At 67.1% G+C, this 16644-nt stretch carries 13 protein-coding genes; 5 read left to right on the top strand and 8 right to left on the bottom strand.

All coding sequences use genetic code 11. The features are described 5' to 3' along the window. Window positions 1–214 precede the first annotated feature (214 nt). Window positions 215–4420 carry a type VII secretion protein EccCa gene (gene eccCa / locus K6T84_RS13030; protein ID WP_225400194.1) on the bottom strand — a complete coding sequence of 1402 codons (4206 nt, stop codon included), beginning with the start codon at window positions 4418–4420 and terminating at the stop codon, window positions 215–217. Beyond that, on the bottom strand, window positions 4417–5928 hold the full coding sequence (gene eccB, locus K6T84_RS13025; RefSeq protein ID WP_224865562.1) for a type VII secretion protein EccB: 1512 nt from the start codon (window positions 5926–5928) through the stop codon (window positions 4417–4419). Before eccB ends, eccCa begins: the two co-directional genes overlap by 4 nt. A gap of 591 nt (window positions 5929–6519) precedes the next feature. Between eccB and K6T84_RS13020 the strand changes: the two genes are divergently transcribed. Next, window positions 6520–8280, top strand: a complete 1761-nt coding sequence (locus tag K6T84_RS13020) for a molybdopterin-dependent oxidoreductase (RefSeq protein ID WP_224865773.1) — start codon at window positions 6520–6522, stop codon at window positions 8278–8280. A 124-nt stretch (window positions 8281–8404) separates the two neighbouring features. Continuing rightward, the gene (locus K6T84_RS13015; protein ID WP_224865561.1) at window positions 8405–8815 is read left to right on the top strand and encodes a hypothetical protein; all 411 of its coding nucleotides are present in this window, start codon (window positions 8405–8407) and stop codon (window positions 8813–8815) included. Between the two features lie 2 nt (window positions 8816–8817). Here K6T84_RS13015 and K6T84_RS13010 read toward each other — a convergent pair whose 3' ends face one another. The 5 genes from K6T84_RS13010 to fabG are packed head-to-tail and all read right to left on the bottom strand — an operon-like array spanning window position 8818 to window position 13267. Next, window positions 8818–9381, bottom strand: a complete 564-nt coding sequence (locus K6T84_RS13010) for a hypothetical protein (protein ID WP_224865560.1) — start codon at window positions 9379–9381, stop codon at window positions 8818–8820. Window positions 9382–9395: 14 nt separating this feature from the next. Then, on the bottom strand, window positions 9396–10118 hold the full coding sequence (locus K6T84_RS13005; protein WP_224865559.1) for a GntR family transcriptional regulator: 723 nt from the start codon (window positions 10116–10118) through the stop codon (window positions 9396–9398). A gap of 4 nt (window positions 10119–10122) precedes the next feature. Then, window positions 10123–11316, bottom strand: a complete 1194-nt coding sequence (locus K6T84_RS13000; RefSeq protein ID WP_225399062.1) for an acyl-CoA dehydrogenase family protein — start codon at window positions 11314–11316, stop codon at window positions 10123–10125. Then, window positions 11313–12527, bottom strand: coding sequence for an acetyl-CoA C-acetyltransferase (locus K6T84_RS12995; protein WP_225400195.1), 1215 nt, complete (start codon window positions 12525–12527; stop codon window positions 11313–11315). Before K6T84_RS12995 ends, K6T84_RS13000 begins: the two co-directional genes overlap by 4 nt. A gap of 2 nt (window positions 12528–12529) precedes the next feature. Continuing rightward, on the bottom strand, window positions 12530–13267 hold the full coding sequence (gene fabG, locus K6T84_RS12990; protein ID WP_224865556.1) for a 3-oxoacyl-ACP reductase FabG: 738 nt from the start codon (window positions 13265–13267) through the stop codon (window positions 12530–12532). A gap of 89 nt (window positions 13268–13356) precedes the next feature. Between fabG and K6T84_RS12985 the strand changes: the two genes are divergently transcribed. Further along, window positions 13357–14544, top strand: coding sequence for an acyl-CoA dehydrogenase family protein (locus K6T84_RS12985; RefSeq protein WP_225400196.1), 1188 nt, complete (start codon window positions 13357–13359; stop codon window positions 14542–14544). A gap of 256 nt (window positions 14545–14800) precedes the next feature. After that, window positions 14801–15445 carry a C40 family peptidase gene (locus K6T84_RS12980; protein ID WP_225400197.1) on the top strand — a complete coding sequence of 215 codons (645 nt, stop codon included), beginning with the start codon at window positions 14801–14803 and terminating at the stop codon, window positions 15443–15445. Window positions 15446–15451: 6 nt separating this feature from the next. On the opposite strand, the gene K6T84_RS12975 is transcribed toward K6T84_RS12980, so the two are convergent. Further along, a complete protein-coding gene (locus K6T84_RS12975) occupies window positions 15452–16015 on the bottom strand; it encodes a class I SAM-dependent methyltransferase (protein ID WP_224865553.1) in 564 nt (187 codons plus the stop codon). A 173-nt stretch (window positions 16016–16188) separates the two neighbouring features. Here K6T84_RS12975 and K6T84_RS12970 point away from each other — a divergent pair, with 173 nt between their 5' ends. Next, window positions 16189–16638: a hypothetical protein gene (locus tag K6T84_RS12970; RefSeq protein WP_329786690.1), complete on the top strand. Its 450-nt coding sequence runs from the start codon at window positions 16189–16191 to the stop codon at window positions 16636–16638. Window positions 16639–16644: the final 6 nt, after the last annotated feature.

The following is a 16644-nucleotide window of genomic DNA, read 5'->3' as shown; positions in this document are numbered from 1 at the left end:
TTCATCCTCCTCAGCCTGCGGAAACACCAATCGGTAATTTCCACCGGTCGGACGTTCGGCAGGCCGTAGACGGTCGCCCCGGGCCGACTGGAAACGGCCCCACGGGGTAAAAATCTGGCCGCGGCAAACACCAGCCGCCCACCGGTGCTGTGAGGTGGCCAGCTACCGCCGTGGCACTGTTGTCCACGCCACCGCGGTCACTGGCGCACCGTCGTCAGCCGGCCGGGGTCACCGCCCGCTCCTGCGTCGGCGCTCGGCGCAGTTCGGTCGCGGCCACCTGGACGAACACTCCGGTGTCCTCGGCCATCAGCAGACCACGACCGCGCGGCAGCGGACCGCCCTTCATCTTTCCGCGGATGAAGCCCTCGTCCGGGTCGGCGTCCATCACCAGGAGCGGCGAGTTGGCCTGGTGCAGGGCCCGCAGCAGCGGGTCGCTGCCCGCCGACGACCAGCCACCGAACGTACGGGTGACGATCACGTGCAGGCCCACGTCGGCCGCTCGGGTGACCCACGGGGCGGCCTTCTGGAACGGCGAGTCGAAGCCGGGCGGGAACTGCTGGATGTCGTCGATGATCAAGAAGATCTCCGGCCCGCTCCACCAGGTTCGCGACAGCAGCTCCTCGGCCGACAGGCCCGGCGGCGGTTCACGGTTGGCCAGCGTGGCGGCCAGCTCGGAAATGAGCCCGACTGCGCCATCTAGGTTATAGGCGAACTTCTCCACGTAGTCCGACCCCAAAGTGGTCAGCAACTGGCGCCTCGGGTCGATCAGCCAGACCTGTGCCGACGGCTGCGTCGTGGCCGGCGCGGTGCTGGAACCAGGTGCATAGAGCCGCTCGATCTCGCTCATGATCGTCGCCAGCGTGGTGGTCCGACCGCATTCGCGACGGCCCGTCACTATCAGGTGTCCGTTCTCGGCGAAGTTCAGATACACCGGCTGCAGATCGAGTTCTGAGATGGCCCAGGCGATTCCGCCGACACCCACACCTTCGCGCTGGTCGTTGGCCGCGACCGCACGCACCTCGTCCAACCCGAACCTCGCCGGCAGGCGCCGGACCGGGCGAACCCGGCCCACCGCGACCTGGCTGACGGCCGCAGCGACGCTGTCGGACTCGAACACCCGCTCATCGGTGTCGGCCATCGCGGGCCGGGCGATCAGGGTGTGCAGACCGGATTGCGGGTCGCTGTCGAGTCGAACGTAGTTGACCGCCACCATGCCCCGGCCGGGCTGGACCGGGACGTCCTTGGCGAAGCGGGACCGCACCAGCTTGGCGTCCTCGACCGCGGCCAAGCGAAGCTCGACCCGGGAGCCGAAACCACTGCGCACCGGCGGGCGCAGCTCCGACTCGCGGTCAGCGGTGACGATCACATGTACGCCGAACGACGGGCCCTGGTTGATGATCTGGTTGACCTGCTCGACCAGTACCTCGTTGTCCTCCGACAGCGCGCGGTAGTTGTCGACCACCAGGTAGACATCGCCGAAACCGTCGTTGGGCACCTTTCCCGGGGCTCCGTCGAACTTGCGCCGGCGGAACACGTCCATCGAGGCGACGTCGTTCTCCAGGAAGCTGCGCTTGCGGGCCCGCACCAACGCCAACAGTTCGGCCACCGTGCGACGCACTCCGTCGGGGTCGGTCGGTCCGCAGACGCTGCCGACGTGCGGAAGCCCGCCGACGGTCGTCAACGCGGTACCGCTGTAGGCCAGGCAGTAGAACTGGACCTGCTCGGGGGTGTGGGTCAGCGCCGCCGCACAGATCAGCGTCTGCAGCGCCGTCGTCTTGCCGGCGCCGCCCGCGCCGAGGATCAGCACGTTGGCCCCCGGACCGGAGGTGTCGAGGGTCAGCGGCGGCTGGTCGTGCTTGAACGGCCGGTCGATGACACCGATCGGGAACACCAAGTCGCGCCGGGTGCCGTAGCCCTGTTGCCACGGGTGACCCAGGTAGCGGTTCACCAGGTCCTCTACCGTCACCGGCACCTCGAGCGGCGGTTGCCACAACCGGTAGGGCTCGAAGTCGATCTGGCGCAGCTGATCGATGATCACCGTGCCGACCTTGGGCGTACGGATGAAGTCCTCTTCCTCGACGACTTCACCAGCCGCGGCGGCAGGCTTGGAGTCGATCGCCGAAATCTCTTCGGGCGCTTCGATCTCCGGCGTGCTGACACTGACCTCGAGCGGAGTGAAGTCGGTGGTGAACAGCTGCGGCCGGATGTAGTCGACGGCGTGCACCAAGGGCATCTGCTCGTCGTCGAGCACGCCGCCGCGGTGGTAGTCGCGCCACAGGAACTCGGCCTGGAAGCGGATGACCTCCTCGCCGCTCTTGCGGAAGTAGCCCAGGCCGGCCTTGGCCGGCAGGTTGACCGCGTTGGGCACACCGGCGGCCTGCGCCGCACCAGCGGTCTGCGCCTTGAGCACCAGCCGATAGCCCATGTTCTCCATCAGCTTCTCGGCGCGGCTCTCGATGGTCTGCGACGCCATCATCAGGTGCACCCAGTAGGCACGACCCTGACGGCCGATCGAGTCCAGCACCTCCACCGCGGTAGGCATGATGCGGAACCACTCGTAGAACTCGTCGATCACCACGACGAGCATCGGCAGCGGCGGCATGCTGTCGTCGCCCCGGGCCCGCATCCGATTGCGGATCTCGTTGTACTCCTTGGCGCCGTCGACGCCGGCGTTGTCGCACATGGTCTTTCGACGAGCGATCTCGCCCCACATCGCTTCCAGGAAGCGCTCCATCAGGGCCTGGTCGTCTTCGAGGTCGGTGATGATCCGCGAGACGTGCGGCACCCCGGCGAACGGCTTGACCGCGGACCCACCCTTGAGGTCGGCCAGCACGAACTGCAGCTCGTCCGGCGGGTGCGCCAGCAGCAGCGATTCGATCACAGTGCGCACCAGCGTCGACTTACCCGAGCCGGTGGTGCCCGACATGACGCCGTGCGGGCCGTCGCCACCCTCGTCGAGCGACTTCATGTCCAGGAACAGCAGCTCGCCGTTGTCCGACCGGCTTCCGAACGGAATCCGCAGGCGCGCTTTGGGACCCGCGTCGCGGCGTTCCGCCCACAGCGCATCGAAGTCGATCCGCCCGGCGTCCTCGATGCCGTAGTAGGCCATGATGTCGCGCGCACCGATGTGGCGCGTCACCTTCTGCCCGATCTCCTCGTAGGCCTCAGCGAGGCGCCAGCGCGCCATCCGCTGCGCGAACTGCTCGGCATCGGTGAGGCTCACCTGATCGGCCAGCGCGAAGAACCACTCGTTGTCGTCGATCACCATCCAGGTGTCGCGGTCACGCGGCAAAGCGTTGACGATGCCCTTGTCGTCGAATCGCAGTACCCGCTGGGGCACTTCGCGCCACTCCGGGACTCCGGTCAGGTCGAAGAACGTCACGCCGTCAACACCCTCGGCGGTGTTGACGTACTCCCACTGGGGATCGATGGCGTCGACGATGATCAGGTGGTGCGGCGTCGGCGTCTCCGCCGACGAGCTGGCGTGCCGCGGCATGAACGACCCGCGGCCGGAGAACAGGTCGGCGTGTGAGGTGGCGAAGTCCTGCACCGAGCCGTACACCATCCGCGCATTGCCTGCCGCGTCCTGGCGACGTGGATCACCGAAGTGCGGCAACCACTTCACCCAGTCCCACTCCTGCTTGTCGGAGGTGACCACAACCATGCGCAGATGGTCGGGTCCGTGGGAGAAGGCCAGCTGAAGGACGATCGCGCGCATCAGTCCGAGGACGTGCTCGCGGTCACCGATCAGCGAATACCAGGGCTCGACCAACAACGACACCATCTTCGGCAGGTTGTAGACCACACTCTGGTAGCGCCCGAACTCCTGCAGCGCCTTGCCGGTCACCGGCTCGAGCTCGATGTCGGTCGGCATGTTCTGCGGCTCACCCCAGGTGACCTCAGGACGGGTCATGCCGACCCCGACCCGCGCCAACCCGAAGTTGAGGTCCTTGCCGTTGGGTTGGCGTTCCCACATCCGGGGCGTGCCCACCGCGGCCGTCAGAGTGGACGGAGCCGGGTGGTACCAGCGGTAGTTGGCGTCCATGCTGTCGGCGGACTCCGCCGCCGACTCGCGCAGGCGGTCCAGCATCAGCATGAACTGGGCGCGCATCGCGTCCAGCTTGGGCCGGCTCAACTGCTGGGCCCCGCCGCCGAAACGACCGCCGAACATCATCATCGCGACGCCGCCGATCATGAAGATCGGGAAGATCGAGCCGGCGCCCAGGAACATCCGGGAACCGTTGGCCACCGTCATCGCGACCATGCCGACGAGCAGGCCGACAACCAGCACGCCGACCACCACGAGCCACCACGGCTTGCCTTCCGGCGGCGGCACACTCAGCGGCGTGGGCAACACGATGTTCTCCGGCTTGACAACCGGCGCTCGTTCCGGCGTCGACCGGGCGTATCCACGTTTCATCTGGGCACCGCCAATTCCGCAGGGCTCATATCGGTGGGCAGGGTGTCATGACGCACCAGCGCGTCCTGACGGGACAGGGTCGGACCATGTGCCAGCAGTCGCAGCGCCACCGAGGGCGCCAACGCGGGTTCGCTGACCAGGCCCAGCGCCTTGCGCTCGTCGTCACCCGGGACGCCGAAGCGCACGCCGGACGACGACAGCCACCACAGCGACTCCCGCGTCGAGGCGTCCGGGTCGTTACCGGTCACTGCGACGAAATTGCCGTAGCCCGAACCGAAATACACCCGATCGGCCTGCGGCATGTTGTCGTTGTTGGTCTTTACCAGGCTCACCACTCGGCCGATCTGCTTCTGCGACACCGGAATAGTGGGGCCTGATACCACCTGGATCCGGGCCCGGCTGTCGCCGTTGGACCGCTCCCACCACCAGCAGGTGGACGGATTCTCCTTGATGTCAACCACCTTCAGTGGCCCTTCCGGGTACGCCGACAGGTCCAGGCCGGTGACCACCGGCATCTTGGCCAGCTCCGGCGGAGCCACCACCACCGGCGCGCCACCGGCGGTCGCCCCGGCGTTCTGCAGAATCCGGGCCACCACCGATGACACGGTCTGCACGCCGTTCATCAGAACTACCGAATACTGTTGCGGTCCAGCAAGTTGCGGCGTGGTGAATACCGTGCCGACCGGTCCCGGGGCGTTGGGGAAGGCCGGCGGCTGGCCGGCATCGGGTACGAACGGTACCGCCAGCTCCGGGCCCACGGGCAGCGCGTCGAACAGTGCCTGGCTCATCGGTCGCGCATGGTCGACCTGTTCGGGGGTGAGCCCCAGCGGCAGCAGCACTGCGCGGTCGGCGGCGTCGATGCGTGAGCGGCGGCCCTGCCGTACCACCCAGGAGTCGTTGCCGTAGCGCAGCACCACCGCGTCCGGGCCGTCGAGCACCCGGCGGCGCGCGTTGAGGTCGGGGCTTCCGTCGATCACGGTCACCGTCACCGGCGTGGGGGCACCGACCCCCTGGACGTTGCCGACGGTGTCGCAGATCAGCCACGACGACGTCGACGGCGTGGTGGGCTGAATGTCCGAGGGTGCTCCCGGGATGCCGACCAGCGGGCCGTGGGGCTGCTCGGCGATCTGTGTCGAGCGCACCTTGTGCGGATTGTCCGCGCGGCCGGCGATCAATCGTGCCGAGGCAAGATTCAGCGCCGGATACAGCGTGCCGCCGACCCGCACGTAAAGCGCACCCGAATCACGGTCGGCGATGATGGGTGATTCGTTCATCTGACCCGACGGGCTCAGAAACGACCACAGCAATGCGCCCAGGCAGACGACCGCTCCCGCCGACACCGAGGCCACCACCGCGAGCGCCTGCCGCCGGCCCGGCTCCACCTCCATGCGAACCTGCCAGCGGGTCAGCGCCATCGCGGTCCGGCGGGCCAGGAACTGGTAGCCCGTCATCTGGGTGCGAGTAGACAGCCCCAGGCCGTAACCGGAACCCCGCTGTTCGTCAGACACGCCGCGCCCCGATCCGCATGTGTCGCATTTCCCGGCTAGGGCTGCTGAGGCGCCTCTGCGGTGCCATTTTGGTCGTCATCTACCCCTGCCTGGTCACAAGTATCGTCACTGCGCATGCTAGCGGCGTCGTCCATCGATCGCCCGCCACCGGAGATTGCAATCTGGTGGCGGTGGCGGAATTCGTATCGCCGATTCAACTTCGAATTATGGACGCGCCAGGTGAACGGTCAGTGAAGCGCAAGGTTTGCATGCGCGACGGGTCGGCGGCAGTGCAACACGCGGTATCCGTGCACAAAAGATCAGTGCGATCCTGAGCCGGCCCCGGGCGAGACGCCCGATCCTGACACTCGGATTACATCCGGCCGTTTCTCCGCATTTGCGTTACCTGACATTCCTGCTAGCTCCCTGTGAATCCACTGTCATATCGCATGACGACAAGATTGTCCGAGGTAGAGTTGGTGCGTGACGACGTTTGACAGCCACGGCGCTGATGGACAGCTCGACCCACGGGGTCCGGCCACCTCACCAGCCGCTCAAGAAACCACTCATCATGTCAACTACTCCGCCGACGTCGTAGACGTTGAGCTCGAGCTGGAGCAGGGCTACCGCACCGAGATTCACAAGAATCACGACGACACCGTCGACGTCGAGACATACGGTGGCGGTTTCGACCTGACACGGCGCGCAGTCGCGCCGCATCTGCGTATCGGCAAGGACAGGTGGCTGAACCTGCTGTGGCTGATCCCGATCGGCTTCGTCGGCCTCATCGCCGCGGTGGCCATCGGCAAGGGTATCCGGAACATGCCCGGCGTCGAGGAATTCATCGCCCAGTACCCGGGCAGCAGCCCCTCGACCGCGGTTGAGGGCGGCCTGCCCGCCTGGGCCGGCTGGACCCACTTCTTCAACCTGTTCATGATGATCTTCATCATCCGGGCCGGCATCCAGATCCTCTGCGACCATCCGCGCCTGTACTTCAGCCGCAACTCCACCCCCGGCAAGGACGAGTGGCTGCGGGTCGGCCCGCCCGTTCCGGACGACCCGTACTGGACCGCCAACGCCGACACCGTCGCCCTGCCGGCGCAGTTCGGCCTGCCGGGCTTCCGGCACTCGATCGGCCTGGCCCGCTGGTGGCACATGGGCCTGGGCGTGCTGTGGCTGCTCAACGGCGCTGTGTTCTACGTTCTGCTGTTCACCACCGGCCAGTGGCGCCGCATCGTGCCGACCAGCTGGGACATCATCCCGCACGCCGCCTCGGTGATGATCCAGTACATGTCGCTGGACTGGCCGGACGACCACACCTGGACCAACTACAACGCACTGCAGTTGATCTCCTACTTCGTCACGGTGTTTATCGCCGCACCCGCTGCGCTGATCACCGCGCTGGGCATGTCCCCGGCGTTGTCACAGCGGCTGGGCCTGATCAGCAAGCACATGCGGCTGAACCTGCAGATCGCCCGATCCCTGCACTTCGTGGTGCTGGTCTACTTCCTGATGTTCATCCTGGTCCACGTCACGATGGTGTTCGCCACCGATGCATTCGACAACCTCAACCACATGTTCGCCGCTCGCGGCTGCAACGTGGGAGACGGGCCGGAATGTCACAGTGCGACCGGCTTCTGGGTGTTCATGGTGGCATTCGTGATCTGCGCCGTGGCGTGGGTCGCGGCCACACCGCTCACCCTGAAATACCCGCGGGTCGTCCAGAAGATCGGCTACGCGCTGATCGGACCGTTCCAGCGGATGCTGGAGAACCTCGACCCCAAGCCCGGCACCTTCACCGAGGCCGACATCTCGCCGTTCCACTGGCGCAACGGCCGGCTTCCGGAGACCGTCGAGTACAAGGAACTGGAAGCAAACGACTTCAAGGACTGGCGGCTGAAGGTCTACGGCCTGGTGGAGAACCCGATGGAGTTCTCCCTGGAAGATCTCAAGGCGCTGCCCTACCACGACCAGATCACCCAGCACATGTGCGTGCAGGCCTGGTCCGGTGTGGCCAAGTGGGGCGGGGTGTCGATGTCGACGATCATGGAGATCGTCAAGCCGCTGCCCGAGGCCAAGTGGGCCATCTTCTACTCGATGGGCTTGGGCGCCACCGGCGGCATCTTCTACAACGCGCACCCGGTGGACCAGATGTGGCACCACATGTCGATGCTCGCCTACAACATGAACGACCAGCCGCTGCCCTACATGCACGGACGGCCGCTGCGGCTGCGCAACGAACTGCAGCACGGCTACAAGCTGGTCAAGTGGATCAAGGGCATCGAGTTCGTGGCCAGCTACAAGGAGATCGGCAGTGGTCACGGCGGCTATAGCGAAGACCACAAGTTCTTCGGTCGCCACCAGACCATCTGACCAACGCTCGACAGACGAGGGGCCGGCTTGCAAAAGCCGGCCCCTCGTCTGTCGGCCGCGGCGGCGGTCTCGCGGCGGCGGCGTCGTAGGCTGGACCCAACCAACCGAACAACGGGGAGAATCCATGCGGAATCGCGGTATCGGAAAGTCAGCCATCCGGCTGGTGGCAATCGGATTCGCCGTCGGTGCGCTGGCCACCGCGTGCGGCAACTGTGAAAGCGACTCCGAAGACGCCACCCACGGCGAGATCGCGCCGCATACCGCGCCGATGGCCCCGGTGCTGCCCGGCGAGCCCGGCCTGATTCCCGGTCTGATCCCGGACCTGACCGCTGTGCCGCAGGCTCCCCAAGCCCCGCAGGCGCCCGAAGCCCCCGCCTCACCTCCCGCCGAAGCCCCGCCCGCGCAACCCAAGAAACCAGCGGCGCCGGCGAACCCGCGGACCCCGTCAGCTCCGGCCATTCCCGCGATTCCCGCGATTCCGGCGATTCCCGCGATCCCGGCAATCCCCGCCATTCCGGCGATCCCGTACCCGTAAGGTCAGATTCCGGACCAGGCGGAGTCCAATCGCTCGGCCACGTCGATGATCTGGGCCTGCTGCGACTGCGGACTCTCGATCTCCTCGGCCACATAGCCGGCGATGAACCGCCGGATCTCACCGTCGACTCCGGCGAAGATGCGCAGCAGCTCACCCCGTATCGACGTCGACGACACCTCGACGGTGATGTCCGACGAACGCGGTTTGGGCACGTCGATGATCAGCAGCAGCGGCTCGGCAGCGCGCGCGGTGGCGCGCAACGCGATGTCACCGGCAACGGTGAACCGTTGCTTGTCCAGCCGCAGGTCGATGAGCAGGTCGACCAACAGGGGAATGTGGATCGCGAACGTCAGCTGTTCACCAAGACCCCGCGACACCCGGGGCTGCTGGATTCGAACCTTGGCACTGACCTTGGCGATCCCGCCGGGCCCCTGCCGCATCGGGGGCATCTCGAATTCGTCGCCCGCGATCGCCGCGAACGCCGCGGCCACCCGGTCCTCGGTGACCGCTATCTCGAAGAACTTGCGGCCGAACTCTTCGTAAGTCAGATAGCTGTGATCGTCCATAGGCTCCTACCGTCTCACGTCGCGGTCGGCCGCGGCCGCTGATCGGGATGCGCGTCGCCGTCATCATCGCACCCGACGACACCCCGGCTGCTCAGGTGCGCGATCAACGGCAGCACCCCGGCTGCGAGGTGTTCTGCCATCGCGGTGCGAGCCTGCGCCTCGTCGTGAGCTGCCAAGGCGGCCAGCACCTTGCGATGGTCTGCCATGGACCGTTGCGGCCACCCGGTGATGCCCGGGAACACCGCTTCGGGTGCGTACCGGGTGATCTGCGACATGACCTGGGCGAGCTTGGGTGAGTCGGCTGCCACGTTGATCGCCCGGTGGAAGTCGTGGTTGAGCCGGACCGTGCGCTCTTCGTCGTCGCCGGCATAGGCCTGCTCCAGCTGGGACTGGATTTCATAGAGTTCGGCGACCTGTTCGTCGGTGATGGCGGCCGCGGCGCGTGCCGCCAACTCGCCGCCCACGAATGCCTGGACGTCGGCGACGTCGGCCAGGTCCCGTTCGGTCACCGGCAGCACCACGAAGCCGCGATGCGGCTGCTGGTCGAGGAGGCCCTCGGCTCGCAGTTCGAACAGCGCCTCACGCACCGGGGTCACGCTGATGCCCAATTCCGTTGCCAGCTGGTCTAACCGGACGTACTCCCCCGCGGCGTAGACGCCGTCGAATATCCGCTTGCGCACGAAACGCGCAACGGCCTCTGACAATTGCGGGCGAGCGGCGAAGTCGGGAACGGACATCGGCTCAGATACGGTAGTCGGCCAGCAGCCGCTTGCTGATGATCTGCTTCTGGATCTCGCTGGTGCCCTCACCGATCAGCAGGAACGGGGCGTCGCGCATCAACCGCTCGATCTCGTACTCCTTGGAGTAACCGTAGCCGCCGTGGATCCGGAAACTCTGCTGGGTCACCTCCGAGCAGAACTCACTGGCCAGGTACTTGGCCATGCCGGCGGCGACATCATTGCGCTCGCCGGAATCCTTGAGCCGTGCCGCGTTGACCATCATCAGGTGTGCCGCTTCGACTTTGGTGGCCATCTCGGCCAGCTGGAACGCGATGGCCTGGTGGTCGGCGATCGGCTTGCCGAAGGTCTCACGCTGCTGGGCGTAGCGAACCGCAAGCTCGAAAGCACGGATCCCCACCCCGCACGCGCGGGCTGAGACGTTGACCCGCCCCACTTCGATACCGTCCATCATCTGGAAGAAGCCCTGGCCGGGGGCACCGCCCAGGATGTCGTCGGCGGCGGCGCGGTAGCCGTCGAAGATCAGCTCGGTGGTGTCGATGCCCTTGTAGCCCAGCTTGTCGATCTTGCCGGGAATGGTCAGCCCCGGGGCGACTTCACCGAAGCCCGTGGGCTTTTCGATCAGGAATGCGGTCAAGTTGCGGTGCGGCTTGTCGGCACCCTCGTCGGTGCGCACCAGCGCGGCCACCAACGTCGAACTTCCTCCGTTGGTGAGCCACATCTTCTGCCCGTTGATGGTGTAGCCGCCGTCGGCGCCGCGCACCGCGCGGGTCCGGATCGCGGCGACGTCCGAACCCAGCTCCGGCTCGGACATCGAGAAGGCGCCCCGGGTTTCGCCACTGGCCATTCGAGGCAGGTAGTGCTGCTTCTGGGCGTCGGTGCCGTGCTGGCGCAGCATGTAGGCGACGATGAAGTGCGTGTTGATCACGCCGGAGACGCTCATCCAGCCGCGTGCCAGCTCCTCGACGCACAACGCGTAGGTGAGCAGCGACTCTCCCAGACCGCCGTATTCGTCGGGAATCATCAGACCGAACAGGCCCATCTCGCGCATCGCGTCGACGATGGCCTGCGGATAGGTGTCGGTGCGCTCCAGTTCGCTCGCGGCAGGGATCACTTCCCGATCGACGAATTGGCGCACCGTTGCGACGATTTCGGTCTGGAACTCGGTCAGGCCGAGGGTTTGGGCAAGCTTGGTCACGAGTCGACCCTTTCGAAGATCGCCGCCAGTCCCTGTCCGCCGCCGATGCACATGGTTTCCAGCCCGTATCGGGCGCCGCGCCGGCCCAGCTCGCGGGCCAGGGTGGCCAGCATCCGTCCTCCGGTGGCGCCGACCGGATGCCCGAGCGAGATTCCCGACCCGTGCACGTTGGTCCGCTCCCGATCCGCCGCACCGAATCTCCACTCGGCCAGCACCGCGAGCGCCTGGGCGGCGAACGCCTCGTTGAGTTCGATCAGGTCGATATCGGCCAGCGTCAGACCTGCTTTGGCGAGCGCGACCTCGGTGGCCGGAACGGGCCCGATGCCCATGATGTTCGGTGCCACGCCGGCGACTCCCCAGGAGCGCAGCCGCACCAGCGGGGTCAGTCCCAGCTCATCGGCCTTGGCCGGGGTGGTGACCACGCACATCGATGCGGCGTCGTTCTGCCCGCTGGAGTTTCCAGCCGTCACCGTCGCCTCCGGATCATCTTTGCCCAGAACCGCTTTGAGCCTTCCCAGCGATTCCATCGAGGTGTCGGCGCGGGGATGCTCGTCGGTGTCGATGATGTCCTCGCCGTGGCGGGTTGCCACGGTGACAGCGATGATCTCCTCGGCCAGCACGCCGCTGCGCTGAGCGGCGACCGCGCGCTGATGCGAGGTGACGGCCTGCTCGTCCTGTTCGACGCGGGAGATGCCGTATTGCCGGCGCAGGTTCTCGGCGGTTTCCAGCATGCCGCCGGGCACCGGGTGGTGCCGGCCGCCGGCGGTCGTGCGGCCGCGCGCCAGCCCGTCGTGCACCCGTACCCCGCCCCGGGAGCCTCCCCAGCGCATGTCGGTGGAGTAGAACACGACGTTGCTCATGCTTTCGGTGCCGCCGGCGATGACGACCTCGCTGTCGCCGCTGCCGACTTGGAGGCAGGCCTGGATCACCGCCTGCAGCCCCGATCCGCACCGTCGGTCGATCTGCATGCCCGGAACGCTCACCGGCAGACCGGCATCCAGGGCCACCACCCGGCCGATGGCCGGCGCTTCACTGCTGGGGTAGCAGTGCCCCAGCACCACGTCGTCGATGGTGTCGACGGGAAGGCCGGTGCGCTCCAGCAGCCCCTGCAGCGCCGCGACGCCGAGCTCGACCGCCGTCATCGCGGCGAACATGCCCCCGTAGCGGCCGATCGGGGTACGCACCGGCTCGCAGATGACGGTCTCCCGCATGGTCACAGGTGGCGGCCTCCGGTCACCTCGAGCACGGTGCCGGTCATATAAGAGGAAAGGTCCGATGCCAGGAACAGCGCGACGCCGGCCACCTCGTCGGGCTCCCCGGCCCGGCCCAGCGGGACCTCGGCGACTTTGGAGTCCCAGATCCGTTGCGGCATGGCCTCGGTCATCGCCGAGCGGATCAGCCCCGGCTGGATGGCGTTGACCCGCACCCCCAGGTACGCCAGTTCCTTGCTGGCGGCCTTGGTCATTCCGACGATGCCGGCCTTGGCGGCCGAGTAGTTGGTCTGGCCGATCATGCCGACCTTGCCGGAGATCGAGGACATGTTGACGATCGCGCCGCGCTTGTTCTCCCGCATGATCGCCGCGGCGGCCCGCAGTCCGTTCCAGGTGCCCTTCAGGTGTACCGAGATGACCTGGTCGAAGTCTTCCTCGGTCATCTTGCGCATGGTGGCGTCGCGGGTGATGCCGGCGTTGTTGACCATGATGTCGAGCGCGCCGAACCGGTCGATTGCTGCAGCCACCAGCGCGTCGACGTCGGCGGAGCTGGTCACGTCGGTGCGTACCGCTGCCGCAACGTCGGATCCGAGCTGCTTTGCTGCGGCTTCGGTGGCCTCGAGGTTCAGATCACCCAGGACCACCCGAGCGCCTTCGGCGACGAAGCGCTGCGCGATCGCCAAGCCCAGTCCCTGCGCGCCGCCGGTGATCACCGCCGTCTTCCCGTTCAGTAATGCCACCGGTCACCCGTCCTCATCCGTTGTTCTACTGGTCGCCGCACATCATATTTCATATATGATTTTGGGGCCAGTAGCGAAAGGGCCGTGCCATGACCACCTCATCCGTCTCATCCGTCTCATCCGTCGACGACGACGTCTTCGCCGAGATCCTGGCCCAGACCCGCCGGTTCGTCCGCACCGCTGTGGTGCCCCGCGAACAGGAGATCCTCGACACCGATCAGGTGCCCGACGACGTGCGGGCGGCGGCGAAGGACCTCGGCCTGTTCGGCTACGCCATTCCCCAGGAATGGGGTGGGCTGGGCCTGAATCTGGTCCAGGACGTCGAGCTGGCCATGGAACTGGGCTACACCTGCCTGGCGGTCCGGTCGATGTTCGGCACCAACAACGGCATCGCCGGGCAGGTGCTGGTCGGTTTCGGCACCGACGAGCAGCGCGAACGCTGGCTTGCACCCATCGCGTCGGGGGCCGTCGTCGCGTCCTTCGCCCTCACCGAGTCCGGCGCCGGCTCCAACCCAGCGGGCCTGCGAACCAAAGCCGTCCGCGAAGGCGACGACTGGGTGTTGGACGGCCAGAAACGGTTCATCACCAACGCCCCGCTGGCCGATCTGTTCGTGGTGTTCGCCCGCACCCGGCCCGCCGACGCCGACGGCGCCGGTATCGCGGTGTTCCTGGTGCCCGCCGACGCCGCCGGGGTCGAGGTCGGCGCCAAGGACGCAAAAATGGGCCAGGAAGGCGCCTGGACGGCCGATGTCAGCTTCTCGCAGGTGCGACTGCCCGCCGCGGCCCTGGTCGGCGGCAGCGAGGACATCGGCTACCGGGCGGCGATGACGTCGCTGGCACGCGGCCGCATCCACATCGCCGCGCTGGCGGTGGGGGCCGCCCAGCGCGCCCTCGACGAGTCGGTCAGCTATGCCGCCACCGCGACCCAGGGCGGCACCGTCATCGGCGATTTCCAGCTAGTTCAGGCAATGCTCGCCGACCAGCAGACCGGTGTGCTTGCCGGGCGGGCGCTGGTGCGTGACGCGGCCCGCCAATGGGTCGACAACGAGGATCGCCGGATCGCGCCTTCGGTGGCGAAACTGTTCTGCACCGAGATGGCCGGCAATGTCGCCGACCTGGCGGTGCAGGTACACGGGGGCAGCGGCTACATCCGCGGCGTTCCGGTGGAGCGCATCTACCGTGAGGTGCGACTGCTGCGGCTCTACGAAGGAACCAGCGAAATTCAGCGCCTAATCATCGGATCCAACCTCGTGAAAAGGGCCAAGTCCCAACAATAAACATCACGCAACAAGCCGTTTCACCAGGGGAATTCACCATGTTGATCGGAATCAGGGCCCGCCGCAACCACTCTCGATTGGCGCCTGCAGGGCTTCTACCTGCGGTTCATCGATGAAAAACGCTGTCGCAGGTGCATTTTGACCGTTCTACCTGGCGTTTTCCATTGCGGCGTAAGACAAAACAACTCTGTCTTGAAAAGTGATGCCTGACACAGATTTTGGCACCCCGCGTCCACCGTTGTTAACGTGCTTCCTCATGTTTGGACTCGAAGCACTGATGGCCCTGATCCACCAGGTCTCGGGCACCCCGTACATCCCCGGCGGCAACAGCCCCGCCGGCACGGACTGCTCCGGTCTGGCCTCATGGGTGTCCAACGTCGCCAGCGGCCGCCCGGCCTTCAGCGGCCGGTTCCACACCTCCAACGAGGAGTCGGCTCTGCTGGCCCGCGGCTTCAAGTACGGCACCGCTCCCGGCGCCCTGGTGGTGGGCTGGAACAGCTACCACACCGCAGTGACCCTGCCCGACGGCACTCCGGTGTCCAGTGGCGAGTCCGGCGGCGTCAGGATCGGCGGCGGCGGTGCCTACCAGCGTCAGTTCACCCGCCACATGTACCTGCCGATGGACCCCGAGGCCCCCGCCGAGGAAGCACCGGCCGAAGCCCCCGTCGAGTTCGCTGCTCTGGTGGAGCCCGCTCCGGCCCCTGAGGCTGAGCCGATGGCCGTCGAGTTCGCTGCCCCGATCGAGGCACCTATCGAGGCTCCGGCCGAGGCGCCGTTCGAGGCTCCGGCCGAAGCACCCGTCGAGGCGCCGGTTGAGGCTCCGGTTGAGGCGGCTCCCGCCGAGGAAGCTCCGGCCGACCCTGCTCCGGCGCCCGCCGACCGCGAAGCTGCGCCTGCGTAACGGCTCCTAACCGATTCTGGGAGGCTCACCGCGGCGGCGGGCCAGCAACCACGCCACGCCCTGCCCCTCGCCGTGCGCGATCAGTTCGAGGCCGGCGAATGCGGCCGTCAGCTCGCCCGGGGCCGCCCGGAAGCGTCCTGCGGTGCCCCCGACCTGACTGAGCGCGCTGAGTGCCAGCAATCCGCCGGGAGCCAGCCGCTGCGTCATCGGCGCATCCAGCCGCCGGTCCCGGAATCGCGCGCAGTACACCACCTCGGCGGGCAGCCCGGCGGGCAGCCCGGCGTCGAGGTCGGCGACCTCGAACAGACAGCGGTGCGCGACGCCGCTGCGCTGCGCCAGATCACGAGCCTGCTCGATGACGACTGCGGAGACGTCGTAGCCACGGACGGTAAGTCCCCGCTGGGCCAGCCAGACGGCGGCCGCGCCCTGACCGCAGGCGACGTCGATCGCGTGCCCGGAACTGGGGAACGCGTCCTGATGCGCGGCGAACACCGCGTCCATCCCGATCGCTGAGGGCGCTGCCCGGTCGGTGTACTTGGCGTCCCAACGGGCGCGGTCGCCATCGCTCATCCGGGCCTCACCAGCAGGACGGTACCGCGTGCATACTGCGGTGATGAAACTTCGCCCGTCGACGGTGCTGCTGCTGTTCACCGTGGGAGCGGCCGCCGGTCTGATCGGAGACCATTCCCACGTCGTCACCGGAACCACCGAGTACCTGCACGGCCGCACACGGGTGGCCGTTCGTGTGGAGCAGTCCGCTCAATTTTCCGATCATGGTCGGCGCTGCGACGGTGATCCTGGCGGAGTTGCGCCTGCACCTGCCTTCGGTTCGCACCGACGTCACCGCGCGCCAATCCGTGGCCGGTATCGCCGCAGTTCTGGGCAGCTACGTCGTCACCGCGTTGCTGCACACCGGCCCGGTCGTTCCCGTCACGACGTTGATCTGCGCGTTCGCCGCGCTCACCTACTGCGCGCTGGGTGACCGGCCGGCGATCATCTGCGGTGCACTGGCGGCGATTTCGGGTCCGGTCGCCGAGATGGCAGTGGCCGCAGCCGGGCAGTTCCGGTACGCGCCCGGCTCCGACGGACTGTTCGGCGTGGCTCCCTGGCTAGTTCCGCTGTATTTCGCGTTCGGTGTCGTTGCGGCATTGCTCGGCGAATTGCTCTGCGCTTCAGCACGATCGGAGTCGTGAGGCCCA

The organism is Mycobacterium zoologicum (genome assembly GCF_020181635.2).
GTDB classification, from domain to species: Bacteria; Actinomycetota; Actinomycetes; order Mycobacteriales; family Mycobacteriaceae; genus Mycobacterium; species Mycobacterium zoologicum.
This window is presented reverse-complemented; position numbering and strand designations above follow the sequence as displayed.

Bases quoted from the DNA above. Each gene is read 5' to 3' on its own strand.
- K6T84_RS12985 (WP_225400196.1), top strand. From the start codon at position 13,357: ATGACCACCTCATCCGTCTCATCCGTCTCATCCGTCGACGACGACGTC.
- eccCa (WP_225400194.1), bottom strand. From the start codon at position 4,420: ATGAAACGTGGATACGCCCGGTCGACGCCGGAACGAGCGCCGGTTGTC.
- K6T84_RS12980 (WP_225400197.1), top strand. From the start codon at position 14,801: ATGTTTGGACTCGAAGCACTGATGGCCCTGATCCACCAGGTCTCGGGC.
- K6T84_RS12975 (WP_224865553.1), bottom strand. From the start codon at position 16,015: ATGAGCGATGGCGACCGCGCCCGTTGGGACGCCAAGTACACCGACCGG.
- K6T84_RS12995 (WP_225400195.1), bottom strand. From the start codon at position 12,527: ATGCGGGAGACCGTCATCTGCGAGCCGGTGCGTACCCCGATCGGCCGC.
- K6T84_RS13010 (WP_224865560.1), bottom strand. From the start codon at position 9,381: ATGGACGATCACAGCTATCTGACTTACGAAGAGTTCGGCCGCAAGTTC.
- K6T84_RS13015 (WP_224865561.1), top strand. From the start codon at position 8,405: ATGCGGAATCGCGGTATCGGAAAGTCAGCCATCCGGCTGGTGGCAATC.
- K6T84_RS13005 (WP_224865559.1), bottom strand. From the start codon at position 10,118: ATGTCCGTTCCCGACTTCGCCGCTCGCCCGCAATTGTCAGAGGCCGTT.